Annotated in this window: 13 protein-coding genes; 6 read left to right on the top strand and 7 right to left on the bottom strand. The window is 67.7% G+C overall.

What is annotated here, in order from left to right:
- Positions 1-268: 268 nt before the first annotated feature.
- On the bottom strand, positions 269-3,127 hold the full coding sequence (locus ACNQVK_RS36220) for an MMPL family transporter (protein ID WP_418033632.1): 2,859 nt from the start codon (positions 3,125-3,127) through the stop codon (positions 269-271).
- 270 nt (positions 3,128-3,397) lie between these two features.
- Between ACNQVK_RS36220 and ACNQVK_RS36215 the strand changes: the two genes are divergently transcribed.
- The 4 genes from ACNQVK_RS36215 to ACNQVK_RS36200 all read left to right on the top strand — a co-directional run bounded on the left by ACNQVK_RS36215 (position 3,398) and on the right by ACNQVK_RS36200 (position 6,637).
- Positions 3,398-3,955: a hemophore gene (locus tag ACNQVK_RS36215; RefSeq protein ID WP_418033631.1), complete on the top strand. Its 558-nt coding sequence runs from the start codon at positions 3,398-3,400 to the stop codon at positions 3,953-3,955.
- Positions 3,956-4,124: 169 nt separating this feature from the next.
- Entirely contained in the window at positions 4,125-4,508 is a 384-nt protein-coding gene (locus tag ACNQVK_RS36210; RefSeq protein ID WP_044514587.1) for a heme-binding protein, read from the top strand.
- 76 nt (positions 4,509-4,584) lie between these two features.
- The gene (locus ACNQVK_RS36205) at positions 4,585-5,253 is read left to right on the top strand and encodes a response regulator transcription factor (protein WP_162563172.1); all 669 of its coding nucleotides are present in this window, start codon (positions 4,585-4,587) and stop codon (positions 5,251-5,253) included.
- A 37-nt stretch (positions 5,254-5,290) separates the two neighbouring features.
- Positions 5,291-6,637, top strand: a complete 1,347-nt coding sequence (locus tag ACNQVK_RS36200; RefSeq protein WP_418033630.1) for a sensor histidine kinase — start codon at positions 5,291-5,293, stop codon at positions 6,635-6,637.
- Here the strand turns inward: ACNQVK_RS36200 and ACNQVK_RS36195 are convergent.
- The 3 genes from ACNQVK_RS36195 to ACNQVK_RS36185 are packed head-to-tail and all read right to left on the bottom strand — an operon-like array spanning position 6,625 to position 9,305.
- Positions 6,625-6,990 carry a DUF3054 domain-containing protein gene (locus ACNQVK_RS36195; RefSeq protein ID WP_418033629.1) on the bottom strand — a complete coding sequence of 122 codons (366 nt, stop codon included), beginning with the start codon at positions 6,988-6,990 and terminating at the stop codon, positions 6,625-6,627. The two genes, ACNQVK_RS36200 and ACNQVK_RS36195, sit on opposite strands and share 13 nt — an antisense overlap.
- Positions 6,977-8,176, bottom strand: a complete 1,200-nt coding sequence (locus tag ACNQVK_RS36190; protein ID WP_418033628.1) for a M23 family metallopeptidase — start codon at positions 8,174-8,176, stop codon at positions 6,977-6,979. The genes ACNQVK_RS36195 and ACNQVK_RS36190 overlap by 14 nt, the downstream gene beginning before the upstream one ends.
- A 25-nt stretch (positions 8,177-8,201) precedes the next feature.
- A complete protein-coding gene (locus ACNQVK_RS36185) occupies positions 8,202-9,305 on the bottom strand; it encodes a lysylphosphatidylglycerol synthase transmembrane domain-containing protein (RefSeq protein WP_418033627.1) in 1,104 nt (367 codons plus the stop codon).
- A 71-nt stretch (positions 9,306-9,376) separates the two neighbouring features.
- Here ACNQVK_RS36185 and ACNQVK_RS36180 point away from each other — a divergent pair, with 71 nt between their 5' ends.
- Positions 9,377-10,525 carry an AI-2E family transporter gene (locus ACNQVK_RS36180; RefSeq protein WP_418033626.1) on the top strand — a complete coding sequence of 383 codons (1,149 nt, stop codon included), beginning with the start codon at positions 9,377-9,379 and terminating at the stop codon, positions 10,523-10,525.
- A 7-nt stretch (positions 10,526-10,532) separates the two neighbouring features.
- Here ACNQVK_RS36180 and ACNQVK_RS36175 read toward each other — a convergent pair whose 3' ends face one another.
- The 3 genes from ACNQVK_RS36175 to trmB all read right to left on the bottom strand — a co-directional run bounded on the left by ACNQVK_RS36175 (position 10,533) and on the right by trmB (position 15,154).
- Positions 10,533-13,541, bottom strand: coding sequence for an MMPL family transporter (locus ACNQVK_RS36175; RefSeq protein WP_418033625.1), 3,009 nt, complete (start codon positions 13,539-13,541; stop codon positions 10,533-10,535).
- 78 nt (positions 13,542-13,619) lie between these two features.
- Positions 13,620-14,336, bottom strand: coding sequence for an NYN domain-containing protein (locus ACNQVK_RS36170; protein ID WP_418033624.1), 717 nt, complete (start codon positions 14,334-14,336; stop codon positions 13,620-13,622).
- Entirely contained in the window at positions 14,333-15,154 is an 822-nt protein-coding gene (gene trmB, locus ACNQVK_RS36165; RefSeq protein WP_418034564.1) for a tRNA (guanosine(46)-N7)-methyltransferase TrmB, read from the bottom strand. The genes ACNQVK_RS36170 and trmB overlap by 4 nt, the downstream gene beginning before the upstream one ends.
- A 276-nt stretch (positions 15,155-15,430) precedes the next feature.
- On the opposite strand from trmB, the gene ACNQVK_RS36160 reads away from it, so the two are divergent.
- Complete coding sequence (locus ACNQVK_RS36160; protein WP_418033623.1) at positions 15,431-16,288, top strand: hypothetical protein; 858 nt, start codon at positions 15,431-15,433, stop codon at positions 16,286-16,288.
- Positions 16,289-16,292: the final 4 nt, after the last annotated feature.

Raw genomic sequence — 16,292 nt, 5'->3', positions numbered from 1 at the left:
GCGGGCGCGTTCTGGGGGCGTTGTGCGGAACTGCGTTCCGCGGAAGTGCGCGGCGTCGTGGTCCGCGGGGTGGCGGCGCGCGGTGCGGCAGCCGTACGTTGCGCGGTGGTGGCGCGCTGGGTCGCGGTCCGTTGGGCCGAGGTGCGTTGCGCCTGGGGCGCTTGGGTGCGCTGACTCGGAGGACGTCGCGGAGACGATTGAACCGGCTGAACCTCGTCGCGGCGCGCCATCCGCGCATCCCTCGATTCCCGGACGTCGGGGGCCAACGTCACTTCGCCTCCTCCAGCATTGCTACCGCAACTGACAGGCAGCGCTGCCTGACCTTCTCCCATTCGGCAGCTGCATCCGGGTCCGACATCACGAAGTCGTGTTCATCGGAGGGCTGCGGGTCGGCCAGCCGCCGCACCAGCTGCGTGGCCACCCATCTGCTCTTCGGGTTCTGCCCACAGTAATACCGGTCCATGCCCGACAACACCAGAGCTGCAGTCTCGGTTTCTACCGACTCGACAAGATCAGCAAACTCTTCATAGTCCTTGGTGCTGTTCCGGCACATGATCAGATAACTTTTGAGCCGAAGAGTTTCGGCGCCGGTCGGGATCTGCAGCCGATCACCGGTCGGCAGTTGAACATTCGTGGTCTCCACCGGACCCAGGCGTTCCATGGGAGTGCGCTGTGTGTCGGCCTCGGTCTCCAGGGCGTCCACGGCTACCGAGAGTCTGCCGCGCCACATCGTCACCGGGTGCACTCCCGGGCAGCGCTTCGGGCCACCGGGCCGCCGCGCCGCCAACAGGGAGGAAGGCTTGCTGCAGCCACTGAAAGCCAGTGGGTCGGTGACGATGATCGTTTGCGGGGCAAGGGTTTTCATTCGTGCGGCAGTGCGCACCATCATGCGCAGGTCAGATCCGCTCGGACCCATTGCGGAGATGTCGTCGGGGATGATCACCAGATCGTTGACTTCGACCTTCGGCAAAGGCTTTTCGAAATCGACCTCGGGCAGCAGCCGGTCCAGCCAGTGCGGCAACCACCAGTTCCACTCGTCGAACATGGCCATCAGGGCGGGCACCAGGATCAGCCGGACCACGGTCGCGTCGACCGCGATGGCCACCGCGCACGCCACACCGAGCTGGGCCACCAGCGGCATGCCGGCAAAAGCGAACCCGATGAACACCGCGATCATGATCAGCGCGGCGCTGGTGATGGTGCGCGCGCTCGTACTGACGCCGTAGGCGACCGCGTCGCGGGTGCTGTTGGTCTGCAGGAACCGCTCCCGAATCCGGGTGAGCAAAAAGATCTCGTAGTCCATCGACAGGCCGAAGGTCATCGCCAGGACGAGCGGCGGAACGGTGCTGTCGAGCGAGCTGATCTTCTCGAATCCCAGCCCCTCGAACCAGCCCCACTGGAAGACCACCACCAGGCTGCCGTATGCCGCAGCCACCGACAGCACGGTCATCAGGACACCCTTGAGTGCCAGGAACACCGATCGGATCGACACCAGCAGCATCACGAAGGCGATCAACGCGACGAACAGGAACACCAGCGGCTGGGTGCTGGACACCCGATCGTCGAAGTCCTTGATCAGCGCGGTCGGGCCACCCACGTCGACCCGTGCGTTCGATCCCGCGGCCTGGGGCAGTTTGTCCCGCATCCAGTCGATGGACTCGCGCGCGGCAAGGTCCTCGGGGTCCACCGACAGCACGGCCGACAGCAGCGCGCTGGTGTTGTTGTCGGCGAACACCGGCGGCTGCACGGTCTGCACGTTGGGTGCCCGGGTTATCTCCTGGCGTACCGCGTCGATCGTGGCGGTGCCCTTGGCGCCGTCGGCGTTGCCGTCGGGGAAGGTCACCAGCACTCGCACCGGGCCCAGCGCTCCGGGGCCCAGCGCGTCGGCGGCGGCGTTGACCCCGCCGCGGATTTCATGGGTGGGCTCGAACTGGCGCTGCATGCTGTTGCCGAGCACCATGCCGAACGCCGGTGCCGCCAGGATCAGCAACAGGATCGTCGCGGCGACGGCCGAGGCCCACGGCCGTCGCATCACCGCGCCGGTCCACCGGGTCCAGAACCGCGACTGGGTCGCCTCGGCGCGGCGGGACCAGTGCAGGTACGACGAGCGTTTGGCCGCCGCCTTGCCGAACGTCGCCAGCACGGCCGGGGTCATCGTGGTGGAGGTCAGCACGGCGACCGCGACGGCCAGGATCGCGCCCGTGGCCATCGACACCAGCACCGGGGTGTTGATGATGTAGATGCCGGTGACCGATGCGATGACGGTGAGGCCCGACAGCGCCACCGCCAGGCCGGAGGTGGCCATCGCGGCGTCGACCGCATCGGCCGGGTCACGGCCGGCGCGCAGCTCCTCGCGGTAGCGCATCAGGATGAACAGGGAGTAGTCGATGGCCAGGGCGATACCGAACATCGACACCGTCGACGTCACGAACACGCTCATCTGCGTGTACATCGACAGCAGATAGACCAGGCCCATGGTCACCACGACCGTGCAGATGCCGAGCACCAGCGGCAGCGCCGCGGCGGCCAGCGATCCGAACACCGCCAGCAGCACGATCAACACGATCGGCAGGTTCCACTTCTCGGCCGCGGCGATGTCGTGCTTGGTGGCCTGGGTCGCGGCCGCACCGAGTGCGCCCTGACCGATGACGTAGAACTTGACCTTGCCGTTCTCGCTCTCGCCGGGCTCTTCGCCGTGTACACCGACCTTCTGGCGCAGCTGTTTGGCCACATCGACCGCGCCGGTGTTGTTGAAGTCCAGTTGCAGCGTGATGACGTACGGCCGGTCAGGCTGCGGGGCCGGCTGTTGGGGATTCGGCACGATCTTGACGCTGGGCACCTCGCCCGCGATCTTCTCCAGCCACACCACCGCGGCGTTCATGTCCTGGAACGAGGCGTCGGCGCGGGGCGCCGCGATGAGGGCAAGCGGGGACGCGCCCTGGTCCGGGAAATGTTCCTCGAGTTGCCGCTGGACGTGGAGCGACTGCGAACCTTCGACGTCGAACCCGCCGCCGGTCAGATTGGACGACTGGTTGATCGCGAGGTAGATCGAGGGCACCAGAAGCAGCAACCAAGTCGCGAACACCGCCCAGCGGAATCTGCGCAGATAGCTGCTCAAGCGCATCATGAACTGCTGGATGCGACTTCCCCGCTTTCTCCCCCCAACCTGGCTGGGCGTGTCCTGGCTCGTACCAGCGAGAGCGTACCTCTACCGGTGTAATGTGGCCCGCTCTCTTCCGGTTCTGAGATCGCCCTGAGACTTCTCACAGCTGATATCCGTAGCGTTGTGCGCACGCCGCTGACCCGTTGGTGCTAACAGAAGCGCCCGGTCCGGCGACATAGCCAAGGACGACCCCGGCTGACGTGTGCGCCGGGGCCCACGCTGAAGGAGTACTCCATGCAACCGACCAACGGTGGATTGCGCCGCAGTCTGGCTGCCGCCCTCGCGGTGACCGGCGCCGGCGGCGCCATGGTGGCCGCGCTCATGGTCCCGTCCGCTACGGCTGCGACCGATCCGTGCGCCGCGAGCGAGGTCGCCCGCACCGCGGGCGGCGTTGCCACCAATATCGGCAACTATCTGGACACGCATCCACAGACCAACCAGGCCCTGACCACGATCAGTCAGCAGCAGGGCGGAGCGCAGTCGATCGCGGCCCTCAAGACCTACTTCGATGCCAACCCTCAGGCCGCCAAGGACATCCAGCAGTTGCAGCAGCCCCTGGCCAGCCTGGGCACGCGCTGCAAGTTGCCGGTCACCCTGCCGCAGCTGATGGGGCTGGTGCAGGCCACCCAATCACAGGGCGGGACTGCTGCCAGTGGTTTGCCGGCCGGGGTGCCCTCGGCACAGAACGTCGGGGTGCCCAGTGTCGCGGTGCCCGGGCAATCCTCGCGCCCGTCGTCGGTGACAGCGGGCTCCGGTCCGCTTCCTGGCCCCGCCACGGCTTCGACGCGCTAGGTCTGGCGCCGTCGCGTCGCTGTGGGCGGCGCCGCTGAACTGCAGGTTCACCGACCGGCGAGCCGGTTTGCGCGCAAGGCAGGAAAGTCCTCAAGGATTCTGCTTAGCTTTCTTGAGCCGATAACCGATTGGGGTTACGGCCTACCCCATCCGATGAAGGAGCTTGACCATGTTGCTCTCGGCCCGAAATGCGCGGCGCGTGGTAGCTGGCGTGGCCGGCACCGGCGCTGTAGCCGGTGCGATGCTGTTCGGCGCCATCCCGTCGGCGCTTGCCGACGACCCGGCGAACAACCCCCCCAACTGCAGCGCAGCCGATCTGGCCGGCGTGGCTTCGGGCGTCTCGGCATCGACCTCGGCGTACCTGTTCACCCATCCCGATGTGAACAACTTCTTCACCAGCCTGGAAGGTCTGCCGCGTGAAGAGGTCCGCACCAAGGTGCACGACTACCTGGAAGCGAACCCGCAGACGAAGGCGGAGCTGACCGGTATCCGCCAGCCGCTGGTAGACCTGAAGAACCGCTGCGGCGAAGCTCCGGCTCCTTCCATCCCCTAACCGAGTGCGGGTGGAAGCAACCCCCGCCAGCGGCGAAGGACACGTGACGCCCGAGAGCGTGAACCGCACGGTGCTGATGGTCGACGACGACCCGGATGTGCGTACTTCGGTTGCCCGCGGATTGCGGCATTCGGGGTTCGACGTCCGGGTCGCGGCGTCCGGCAAGGAAGCACTGCGCCTGTTGTCGAACGAGTCGCACGACGCGCTCGTTCTCGACGTTCAGATGCCGGAACTCGACGGCGTCGCAGTGGTCACCGCCTTGCGGGCTTTGGGAAATGAGATCCCGATCTGCGTGCTCTCGGCCCGCGACACGGTCAACGACCGCATCGCGGGACTGGAAGCCGGCGCGGACGATTACCTGACGAAACCGTTCGACCTCGGCGAGCTCGTGGCACGGCTCAACGCGTTGTTGCGCCGGGCCAGCCATGCCGACCGGCCGTCGGACACCATGACCGTCGGGGCGCTGACCATCGACACCGCCCGCCGGCTGGTGTTCGTCGGCGGCGACCGGGTCGACCTGACCAAGCGGGAATTCGACCTGCTGGCCGTGTTGGCCGAGAACACCGGCGTGGTGTTGTCCCGGCAGCGGCTGCTCGAGCTGGTCTGGGGATATGACTTCGACGTGGACACCAACGTGGCCGACGTCTTCATCTCGTATCTGCGGCGCAAGCTCGAGCGGCCCGATGTGCCGCGCGTCATCCACACCGTCCGGGGCATCGGGTACGTGCTGCGGGAAGATGCGTGAGGGCCGCGTGACGGATGCCGTGAGGAACAGGCAGTAGGTGCGGATCTTCGGCTTCATCCGCTCCGCGTCATTGCGCACCAGGGTCGCCGTGGCCTCGGCACTGGCGGCGGCCGCGGTGGTCGCGGTGTTCACGATCCTCACCTCGGTGGCGCTGGCCAACAACGACTCCGCTCAGCTGGACCGCAGGCTCGACTCGATCGTCGACGCCAGCATCAGCCCCGAGCATCTGCAGGATCCCACTCGCGGGGTGCTGACCACCGGCCGGTCGCGGTCGACCGGGCAGGTGGTGTTCCAGCGGGGCTTCCAGTTGCCGGCGCTGCCGCCGGGCACCGAGACCGTCGAGGTCAACGGGGTCGACTACCGGGTGCGCACCGTCCACGTGGACCAGCACGGCGGGGTGCTGATGTCGATCGGCATCCGAGCGGACAGTATTTTGTTGAGTCCCAACAGAATTCCGCTCTACACCGGATTCGGTGTGGCCACCGTTCTGGTGGCCGGGGGACTGGGCTGGCTGTTGGCCGGGCCGGCCATCCGGCCGCTGCGCAAGCTCACCGAGCAGACCTCGAAACTGGACAGCGGCACCGAGGCGATGCCGAAGGTGCGCGGAGTGCGGGAGGCCGAGGACCTGTCGGAGGCCATGGCGGGCATGCTCACCCGCTTGGCCGCCGCACAGCGCGCCACCACCAATTCCCTTCAGGCCGCACAGGATTTCGCCGCCAATGCCGCGCACGAACTGCGCACCCCGCTGACCGCGATGCGCGCCGATCTGGACACGTTGCGGATCCACAACCTGCCGGAATCAGAACGCGACGAAGTGGTCGCCGACCTGTCCCGGGCCCAGCGCCGGGTGGAGGCCATCATCACCGCCCTGGGCCAACTGGCCTCGGGAGAACTGGCCCAGGCCGAGGACCGCGAACTGATCGACATCGCCGATCTGCTCGACCGGGTGGTCAGGGAGAACGCCCGGGGCAGCGAGCATGTCCGGATCGACGTGCAGGTCGCCGACGACGTCGGCCCGGTGCTGGGCTGGCCGGGTGGGCTGCGCATCGCCGTGGACAACCTGGTGCGCAACGCCATCGTCCACGGTGAGGCCACCCGGATCGTGGTGACCGCCCACCGCAGCGATGAGCACCTGGTCATCACCGTCGACGACAACGGGCGCGGACTACCGGTGGAGGAGCACCAGACCGTTCTTGGCCGGTTCCGCCGGGGCAGCACCGCGCTGGCGGGTGGCTCCGGACTGGGCCTGGCCCTGGTGGCACAGCAGGCTGTGTTGCACGGTGGCGAGATCACGTTGTCCGACGGGCCGCTCGGCGGTCTGCGCGCCGTTTTGACGCTTGCGGCGCCGGTATCGCCCTCCGGTGAAGGGGCTCAGGCGGATTGACGATGCCGCACGGCCGCCAGCACCCCGCGCCAGCCCAACAGCAGCAGCGCGGTCACCAGCGAGGCGACGACGATGAAGCTGACCGCGACGCCTGCCGAGGTGAATTTGCGCAGCACCATGCCGATCACGACGGTGCTGACCCACACCACGAGGCCGGTGGGCGCCAACGATGTCGGGCGCTGCCAGCCGCGCGAGAGCAACCAGCCCACCACCGTCCCGGTCAGAAACGGCCACGCGGTCTCGGCGACCCCGGCCACCGTCAGACCCTCGGCGTGGCTGCGCCGTCCGATGGTGCAGAACACGACCACGCAGATCAGGTCGGCCAGGAACGCCGCGCCGCTAGCTCGTCGCATATGTCATCACATCCAGTACCAGTGGGCTGACGTCGGTTTGGTCGCGCTCGGCGAAGCCCGGTTGCCGTGCGGCCGGCTTGCCGTCGAAGAGCGCATCGGCGGCGGCCAGCGAGGTGAGCCGCGAATCGAGCCGGAACGATTTGAAGGTAAATGGTAAGCCATTGGACGCCAAAGGATCCGGCCCGTCCATCACATGGAAGTGCAGGTGCGGTGCATCGGAGTTGCCGGAGTTGCCCAAGGCGCCGATGACCTGCCCGGCGCTGAGCTTGTCTCCGGGTTTGACCTTGAGGCTGTTCGGTTGCAGGTGCGCGTAGAAGGCGTAGTTGCCGTCGCCGATGTCCTGCACGATGTGGTTGCCGCCGTACTGCGCAAGGGTGAGGCCGTTCGGCGTGACACCCGGGACCTGCTCGTTCAGTCCATCGAGCACCGCCACCACCGGGCCGTCGGCCACCGCGTGGATCTCAGAGCCGAAGTAGGGGTAGCTCGCGACCTTGGCCCGGTCCCCGGAGAACAGCCGCCCGTCGGCGCCCAGCTGCACGTAGTCGATGGCGAATCGTTCTGCGGCCCAGACCTTTCCGTTGATCGGATTCAGTGCCATGCGGTGCGGCGTCATATCGCAGCAGCTGTTGGCGTCCACCCAGTTGTCCCCGGTCAGCGGCGGGGTGATGGACACCGGCTTGCGGGTCTGCACCGCCACCGGCGCCACCGGCTCGGTCAAGGTGGGCGGGACCAATGGCGGCATCGGTTTGGCCACGGTGATCCCGAGTTCGTGGGTGAGCTCGGTGGGCACCTGCGTCGGATCGTCGGCGACGACGTCCAGCCACACGTACGCGCTCTGCCCGGGGCCGAGCGTGTTGGTCGGCACAGCGGAATTGCCCACGGCCCTGGTCCAGTACTTGAGGCTGTCCCCGGACAAGGTGAGCAACTTGCGGTCGGCCGTCGTGGCGCTCAGCGAGTTGAGCGTGACGGCGCTGGGCGAGGTGTTGGTCAGCATCAGCTCGTAGGCCAGGTGGGTGCGGCCATCGGTGGCAGCCACCGGGACCGGTTCTGCCAGAACCGATCCCACCACCGGCGTGACCACCGGCGGCGGGGTGGTGGTCGTGGGGGACTCGGACTGCGGACTCTGCGCCGACGAACACCCGGCCAAGGTCAGCGCGAGCACTGCGATCGGGTACCGGATTCGCATCGACGTCTCCTAGGGCTTTCGGGATTCAGGATTCAGGATTCGGGGAGGCAGGACCGTCTGTGTCCGCCGTGCCGGCTGCGTGTTCGTCCGGGTCGAGGTCCTTCTCGGTGCGGAACATGAAGAAGAACACCACCCACCCGATCGAGGAGATGAAGATCCAGCTGACCAGGCGGTAGATGAGCATGGCCGAGATCGCCGATGCCAGCGTCATTCCGGAGGAGACCAGCCCGGGTACCAGCACGGCCTCCACCACCAGCAGACCGCCCGGCATCAACGGGATCGACCCCACCGCGCGGGCCGCGGCGTAGGCGACGGTGACCCCGGCCAGCGACGGGTGACCGCCGGCGGCGTAGCAGGCGAACGCCAGGCAGGCCACGTCGGCGACCCAGTTGAACATCGACCAGCTGAACGCCACCGCGAGGTCCCGCCGGCCCAGACTGACCGACTCCAGCTGCCGCAGGATCTCGCGCCACTTGGCCAGCCCGGCGTCTGTGGGCTTGCCGCGCAACGAGTTGACCCACGCCAGCACCTTGGCCCCGATGCCGTCGATCAGCTCCGGTCTGGTGGCGACGGCCTGCGCCAGCAGGATGATCGCCAGGAACGCGCCGAGGGAGAAGATCAGTGACAGCGGGTTCTTGCTGGCCCCGAGCAGAAGGGCGCCGCCGAGACCCAGCAGCGCCAGGCCCACGATCTGCAGCACCCCCGACATCACCAGCTGCCACGAGGCCACCAGCGGGGACGCACCCCAGATGCGTTGTTGGCGGTACACGAACGTCGCCGAGAGCACGGGGCCACCGGGCATGGTGGTCGACAGTGCGTTGCCGGCGTAGAACGCGGCCTCCGAACGCCACTGTCTGACAGGCACTCCCGCCGAGCGCAGCAGTGTCCGTTGGATCTGGGCGAAACTGTGCATCGAGGCCATCGCGGCGCCCACCGCGGCCAGCACCCACCATCCGTTCGCGGTCAGCAGGCTGCGCCACGCCTTGGCCAATTGATCCCAGACCAGCGTCACCTCGACGGCCAGCACCGTCACCGCGAGTGCGATGACCGCCCACCGCACCCACCAGTACCTGCCGCGCGTGGAGCCGACCCTGTCCCGGGTTGTGTCGGCCGGCGCGTCCTGTGACACGCCCTACAGGGTAACCGCGCAGGTCGTGTCGACATCGCCGGTTGCTGGGCGCGCCGCATTACGCTACCGAGATGGCACTGGATCCTGTTGCTGATGAGGCCGTCACGCCGTTCGTCCGCAAGGTTGCGGCCTGGTCGTGGCGGCTCTTGGTCATTCTGGCGGCCGTGGTGGCACTGCTGTGGCTGATCAAGCACCTTGAGGTGATCGTGGTGCCGGTGGCCCTGGCCACCATGGTCGCGGCGTTGCTGCTGCCCGCCGTCGATTTCATGGACCGCCGCGGCGCCCCGCGTGGCGCCGCCGTGGCCCTGGTGTTGCTCGCCAGTTTCGCGGTGGTGGGCGGCATCTTGAGTTTCGTCATCTCCCAATTCATCGAGGGTGCGCCGCAACTCGTGGAGCAGGTGACCCGAAGCATCGACGGGCTGCGCAACTGGCTGATCAACGGGCCGCTGCAGCTGAGCAAGGAGCAGATCGACCAGGCCGGCAACACCGCGATCGAGGCGCTGCAACGAAATCAGGAGAAGCTCACCACCGGGGCGTTGTCCACCGCGGGCACCCTCACCGAACTGCTCACCGGCGCGCTTCTGGTGCTGTTCACGCTGATCTTCCTGCTACAGGGTGGGCGCAGCATCTTCGGGTTCGTCACCAAGGTGTTCCCGACGCACGTGCGTGACCGGGTCCGCGACGCCGGGCGAGCCGGCTTCCACTCGCTGGGTGGCTACATGCGGGCGACGTTCCTGGTCGCCCTGGTCGATGCCGTGGGCATCGGTACCGGCTTGGCGATCATGGGTATCCCGTTGGCGCTGCCGCTGGCCTCGCTGGTGTTCATGGGCGCCTTCATCCCGCTGGTCGGTGCGGTCGTCGCCGGATTCCTGGCGGTGGTGGTGGCGCTGCTGGCCAAGGGGTTCGTCTACGCCCTGATCACGCTCGGGCTGATCATCGCGGTGCAGCAACTGGAGGGGCACGTGCTGCAGCCGCTGGTGATGGGCCGCGCGGTGTCGATTCACCCGCTGGCGGTCGTGCTGGCCATCGCGGGCGGCGGTGTCCTGGCCGGGATCGTCGGCGCTCTGCTCGCCGTTCCCACAGTGGCGTTCATCAACAGCGCGACCCGGGTCCTGCTGGCCGACGATCCCGCGGCCGAGGAGGCCCGGCAGGAGGAATCGGACGACGTGCTCATCCAAGCCCCTGCCGACGATCTGTCGTCGGACGATCCCGACCGCTAGCCCAGGATCAGAGCCGGCCTTCGCGGCGCAGTAGATCCTGCGCACTCACCCCGCCGCCCCGACGAGGAGGCTCGTCGTCGCGGGGGTTGAACTTCTGGGTCGACGGGTCCTGATCACGCTGGCGCGGATTCGGCGCCTGCCCCGGCCCCTGGTTCGGCCGTTGCGCGCTGAACGCGGTCGTCGGCGCACTCTCGCCACCACCGGCGGGCGGACGCTGCTGCGGTTGCGGCATGGCGCGGGTGGCATCGGCCGACGGACGCGGCGGCGGTGCCGCGGGCGGGGGCGGGGTGCCGTTGGCGGGGCCGCCCTGGGCCGGGCCGCCGCGCAGAGCACCCAGCCACGACTCGATCTCACGATCTTCACGCTGCGGGGGTGATGCCGGGCCGCCCGCGGGCCGCCCGGTGGGCTGCGGCGCGCGTTCCGTGCCGGCGTTGGTGTTGCCGGTCGCGGTGTTGACCGTGTTGACCGCCGTGTTCACCGCGTTGCGCACGGCGTTACGGGCCATGGCGAACCGCGTGGTGGCCGGCTCTTGCTGGGCACTCGGAAGCTGCTGCTGGGCCGGTGGCTGCGGCGGCGTGATCCGCGCGGTGCCGGCAGCCGAGGGCGCATTGGTCCGCGGCATCTGCGGGCGTCTGGGCTCGGCCGCAGGATGCGTCGGATCGTGCGGGCGCGGCGCGGGCAGGGCGCCGACGCCTGCCAGGGCGCGGGGGTCCTCTGCGGACTCCTGGCCCATCGGGCGCTTGCGCTCGTCGGGCAGTTCGGTCTCACCGAGGCCCAGCTTCTCCTGGATGCGTTTCATCCAGTGCGGAGCCCACCAGCAATCGTCGCCGAGCAGTTTCATGATGGCCGGCACCAGGAACATGCGGATCACCGTGGCGTCGAGCAGCAGGGCGATGAGCAGACCGAACGCCAGGTACTTCATCATCACCAGGTCGGAGAAGGCGAACGCGCCTGCCACCACCGCCAGGACCAGGGCGGCACCGGTGATGAGGCGACCGGTGGTCGCGGTACCGATGCGGATGGCCTCGGCGGTCGACATCCCGCGTTCTCGGGCCTCCACCATGCGCGAGACCAGGAACACCTCGTAGTCGGTGGACAGACCCCAGATCACCGCGATGATCAGCCCGATCATCGGTGCCATCAGCGGCTGTGGTGTGTAGTTCAACAGTCCTGAGCCGTGGCCGTCGACAAACATCCAGGTCAGGATGCCCATCGTCGAGCCGAGGGTCAGGGCGCTCATCAACGCGGCCTTGACCGGCAGCACGATCGAGCCGAAGGCCAGGAACATCAGCACCGTGGTGGTGATGACCAGGATCGTCACCATCAGCGGGAGCCGGGAGAACAGACTGTGGATCGAGTCCTGCTCCAGGGCCGGGGTGCCGCCGACGAACACCTCGATGCCGTGCGGGGGCTGCAGGGCCCGTAGGTCCGCTATGTTCTGCGCCGCGTCGCCGCGGTTGACCAGCCCGTTCTGGATGACCCGGACCGACTTGTCCTTGGACCCGCTGTCGGTGGCCGCGCGCTCCTTCCACATGGCGTCCGGGTTGTTGTCCGGATCGGTGAAGCCCTTCACGTTCAGCGCCTTGGCGCGCATATCAGCGATCTGGGCATCGGTGATCGGCTCACCGTCTTCGCGCTTCATCACCAGGGTGATCTGCTCGGTGCGGAATCCGGGGAAGAGCTTGTCGAACTGCTCCTGGGACTGGCGCACGGCGTTGTCCGGCGGCAGGTACTTCTCGCTGATACCTGCGAGTGTGAGCGAGCCGATCGGGAGGACCAGCAGCGTCATGATGACCAGGATCGGTGTGGCGAAGGCGATGGGTCGCTTCATCACGATGTTGACCAGCCGGCCCCAGAAGCCCTGCTCGACTTCTTCGCGGGTCTTGGTCTTCTGGGTCTTTTCGGCGAACCAGTCGATGATCCGCCGCGAGAACGGCCAGTTGGCCAGGAACGGCACCTTCAGCAGTGTGGTGACGCCGAGCGCGTCCACCCGGGGTCCCAGGATGGCCAAGACGGCGGGCAGCACCGTGATGGACAGGAAGGCCGCCAACATGACCGAGGCGATGATCGCGTAGGTGATCGACTTCAGGAACCCGAGCGGGATCAGCAGCAGCGGCAACGAGGACGCCACGATGATCACCGCGGAGAATGCCACGGTCCGCCCCGAGGTCATCACCGATCTTCGTACCGCGGCCTCGGTGTCATAGCCTTCGGCGAGTTCCTCTCGGAACCGGCTCACGATGAACAGGCCGTAGTCGATCGCGATACCGAAACCCATCATCGTCACGACCGGCTGGGCGAAGAAGTGCACAGGCCCGAACTCGGCGGTGAACCGCAGAATGCCCAACGCTCCGCCGATGGTCAGGCCACCGATGATCGCGGGCAGCGCGGCGGCGACCGCACCGCCGAACACGAAGAACAGCACGACGGCCACCAGCGGCACGATCGCGAGCTCGGCGCGTTTCTGGTCGGTGCCGATGGTCCCGGTCAGCTCACTGGCCAGCGGGTTGAGGCCGGCCAGCTTGATGTCGCCACCGTTGACCTGCTGCAGATCGGGCTCGACGGCCTGGTAGTTCTTGAGGATCGCGTCGTCGTCATCACCCTTGAGGGGAACGCTGATGAACGTGTGACGCTGGTCCTCGGTCTTCATCGCGGCGAGCGAGGCGACGTCAGGCGCCTTCAGCCAGCCGACCCAGGCCTGAACCTGATCCGGGTGGTCCTTGACCACCTGGTCGAGTTCCCCGGTGACCTTCTTCTGCCACGCCTTGTCGGTGACCAACTTGTCATCCGGCGGCGTCAGGATGGCGACGACATGGCTGGTGCGGTCGCGGCCGTAGACCTCGTCGCCCAACAGGGACGCCTGGACCGACTGGCTGCCCTCGTCGTAGAAACCACTCTGCGTGACGTGCTCTCCGAGACTGGCGCCGTAGACGCCGCCACCTAGGCACAGCGCCACCATGACACCGATGACGATGTACCTGAACTGGTACACCGTTCGACCCCACCAGGCGAACACTTAGGCTCCTAACGCTTTGTTACTTCGCTCTAAAACTTTTGGTGACCCGCGCTTGTACTGGACGAAGGTCTTCAGTTGTCACACACGTGCGGTCAGTAGCGATGACAGCGGCCGGAACGGCTGCAGCCATGCTCCCTGCTCGGGCAGCGAGTCCAGTCCGATCCGTGGCAGCGGTTCCCGGAACACACCAGGAATGTCCTCCAGATCGACAAACTCCAAGGTATCCGACGCTAACGCCCAGCTCGCATGTTCGCGAAATCCGAGCACCTGCACCGGGGTGCCCTCACGGGCGATTTCTTCCAGCGGCTGGCGGAACGCTTGTCCGTCGGCCGAGGCCACGAGGACCGCTGCCAGCCCTTCCCTGCGACGCAGCGCGATGTGCTCGAGCATGTCGCTGTCGACATCGCTGTCATCGTCGATCTTCGGCTTGGCGAAGACGGCGAAACCCACGTTACGCAACGCTTCCACCCACGGCCGTACTACATCGGCACTACCTGGGGCGATGTTGGTGAACACCGTGGCCTCGGGCTCCAGGGAAACGTCCGCATCGTCACCGGATTCGGCGGCCAGATCGGAGGTGTATCCCAGCAGCCAGCGGCCCAGCGCGTCGAACCGTGGACGGTGCGCGGCGGTCGGGCGGCCGCCGAGGATCGCACCCAGTCCCATGTCCAGGTTGGGGGCGTCCCAGACGAGCAGCACCCGCCGGGAGGGAGCAGTGACCGAGGTCTCCGACTCCGCCTCGGATCGGGCCTCTGCCTGCGCGGTCTCGTCTCGCATGTCTTCGGTCACACTCATGGCTGTTTCTCCCAGACCAACTCGGTGACGTCGGGGCCGGCCAGCGCTTTGCGCTCGTACTTGGTGACCGGGCGCTCGACCGATATGGGCAATCCCCCGCAAGCGGGAGGGGCCCCCAGCTCCGTGATGTCGACCCGGCGCAACCGCGGCTCGGTGTCTCCGACCTCGGCGATGTGCTCGGCATACCCGGTGTGGTCGGTGGCCGCATGCAGAATTCCGCCGGGCCGCAGCCGGTCGGCGATCAGGGCAACCGTGGCCGGCTGCAGCAGGCGGCGCTTGTGGTGGCGGGCCTTGGGCCAGGGATCCGGGAAGAACACCCGTACGCCGGTCAGGGTCTCGCTCCCGAACATGTGCTCCAGCACGTCGACGCCGTCGCCGCGGATCATGCGGATGTTGGTGACGGGGGATCCGGTCTGTGTGGTGCGGTCGATCGCGCTGAGCAGTTGGGCCAGGCCCTTGCGGTAGACCTCGACCGCGATGACGTCGAGGTCGGGTTCGGCCTGGGCCATGGCCAGTGTGGAGGTGCCGGTGCCCGAGCCGATCTCCAGGATCAGCGGGGCCGAGCGGCCGAACCAGACGTCGGTGTCGAGGTCGACGACGGGTGTCGAGACCTCGTCACGGGCCTGCATTCCGAGCTCGGGCCACAGCCGGTCCCAGGTCTGTTGCTGGGCCGGCGACAGCGTCGAGCGCCGGGTGCGAAAGCTGGTCACCCGGGGAAAACGGTGCGGCTGGGCGGGCGGCACGTCGGCCGCCTCGTCTGCCGGCGCCTGCCCATCGATGTCGGACCTGGACGGGTGCATCCGTCCATGGTCTCTTATCTCCGGCGATGTGCCCGCATCGTGGTAGAGATTGATACCCAACAGTTGCCTCCTACTGTTAAGGCTTAAACCTCTGTTCGCACGTGCCCGCGGGCCGTGTCACGATTTTTCGTGGGCGCAGGGGTAGGCCCGTCACCACGCAGGGAAGGCTGCCAGATTTTCGCAGACGAGCTCACACGCTTTGCCGACCGTGACGGCGATGCGCGGTTGGCGGAGATCAGTGCACGGGTGTCGGCTCCCGTCAGTGTCCGTGTGTGTGGGCGTCGCGGCGTCGGCGTGAGCACGGTGGCCTCCGCCTTGGAAAGCTCGGGCATCGAGATCACCGAGTCAGGTGATGTCACGGTGCTGGTGATCGCCGAGGTGCTCAAACCCGAGGACGAGGCACTGCTCGCCGAGCTGGCGCGGGAAGGCACGCCGGCGATCGTGGTGCTCAACAAGGCCGATCTGGCCGGGTCCGGGCCCGGTGGACCGGTCGCCACCGCGCACCGCAGGGCCTTGCGCCTGCAGAAGCCGGCCGGAGTGCAGGTGGTGCCGATGGTGGCGCTGCTGGCTTTGGCGTCCACCCGGGCACTTCCTCCGCACCTGGTCGACGCGCTGTGGTTGCTTGCCGGTGAGCCCGCCGACCTGACCTCGGCCGATGCTTTCGTCGCCGGTTCACATCGAGTGCAGCGCGCGGTGCGCACGGAGCTGCTGGAACGTCTGGACCGGTTCGGGATCGCCCACACCACCTTGGCGATGAGCCGTGGCGTGCAGCTCGAGGCGGTGCCGGGGTTGTTGCGTCGGCTCAGTGAGGTCGACCGGGTGGTGGCGGCGATCGGTGCGGCGGCTGCCCCGGTCCGGTACCGGCGGGTGCGGTGGGCCCTGGCCGAGCTACGTGCGGTGGGCGGCCCGGCGGTGGGACGTTTCCTTTCCGCCGATGACACGGTGATCGCGGTGATGGCCGCGGCGGTCGACGTGGTCGAGGCCGAAGGACTGACCGTCGATCCCGGCGACGATCGCAACGCCCATCTCTGCCGCGCCCGGCGCTGGCGGCATTACCGCGACGGCCCGGTCAATGCCCTGCATCGCAGTTGCGGTGACGCGATCGTGCGGGGGTCGCTGCGACTGCTGGGCGCGGCGGGCAGCCGAGGATGACCGA

The organism is Mycobacterium sp. 134 (genome assembly GCF_048282715.1).
GTDB classification, from domain to species: Bacteria; Actinomycetota; Actinomycetes; order Mycobacteriales; family Mycobacteriaceae; genus Mycobacterium; species Mycobacterium septicum.
The sequence above is the reverse complement of the archived record's forward strand: the minus strand, read 5'-3'. Positions and strand labels throughout refer to the sequence as shown.

Bases quoted from the DNA above. Each gene is read 5' to 3' on its own strand.
- ACNQVK_RS36180 (WP_418033626.1), top strand. From the start codon at position 9,377: ATGGCACTGGATCCTGTTGCTGATGAGGCCGTCACGCCGTTCGTCCGC.
- ACNQVK_RS36205 (WP_162563172.1), top strand. From the start codon at position 4,585: ATGGTCGACGACGACCCGGATGTGCGTACTTCGGTTGCCCGCGGATTG.
- ACNQVK_RS36220 (WP_418033632.1), bottom strand. From the start codon at position 3,127: ATGATGCGCTTGAGCAGCTATCTGCGCAGATTCCGCTGGGCGGTGTTC.
- ACNQVK_RS36215 (WP_418033631.1), top strand. From the start codon at position 3,398: ATGCAACCGACCAACGGTGGATTGCGCCGCAGTCTGGCTGCCGCCCTC.
- ACNQVK_RS36210 (WP_044514587.1), top strand. From the start codon at position 4,125: ATGTTGCTCTCGGCCCGAAATGCGCGGCGCGTGGTAGCTGGCGTGGCC.
- ACNQVK_RS36190 (WP_418033628.1), bottom strand. From the start codon at position 8,176: ATGCGAATCCGGTACCCGATCGCAGTGCTCGCGCTGACCTTGGCCGGG.
- ACNQVK_RS36195 (WP_418033629.1), bottom strand. From the start codon at position 6,990: ATGCGACGAGCTAGCGGCGCGGCGTTCCTGGCCGACCTGATCTGCGTG.
- ACNQVK_RS36170 (WP_418033624.1), bottom strand. From the start codon at position 14,336: ATGAGTGTGACCGAAGACATGCGAGACGAGACCGCGCAGGCAGAGGCC.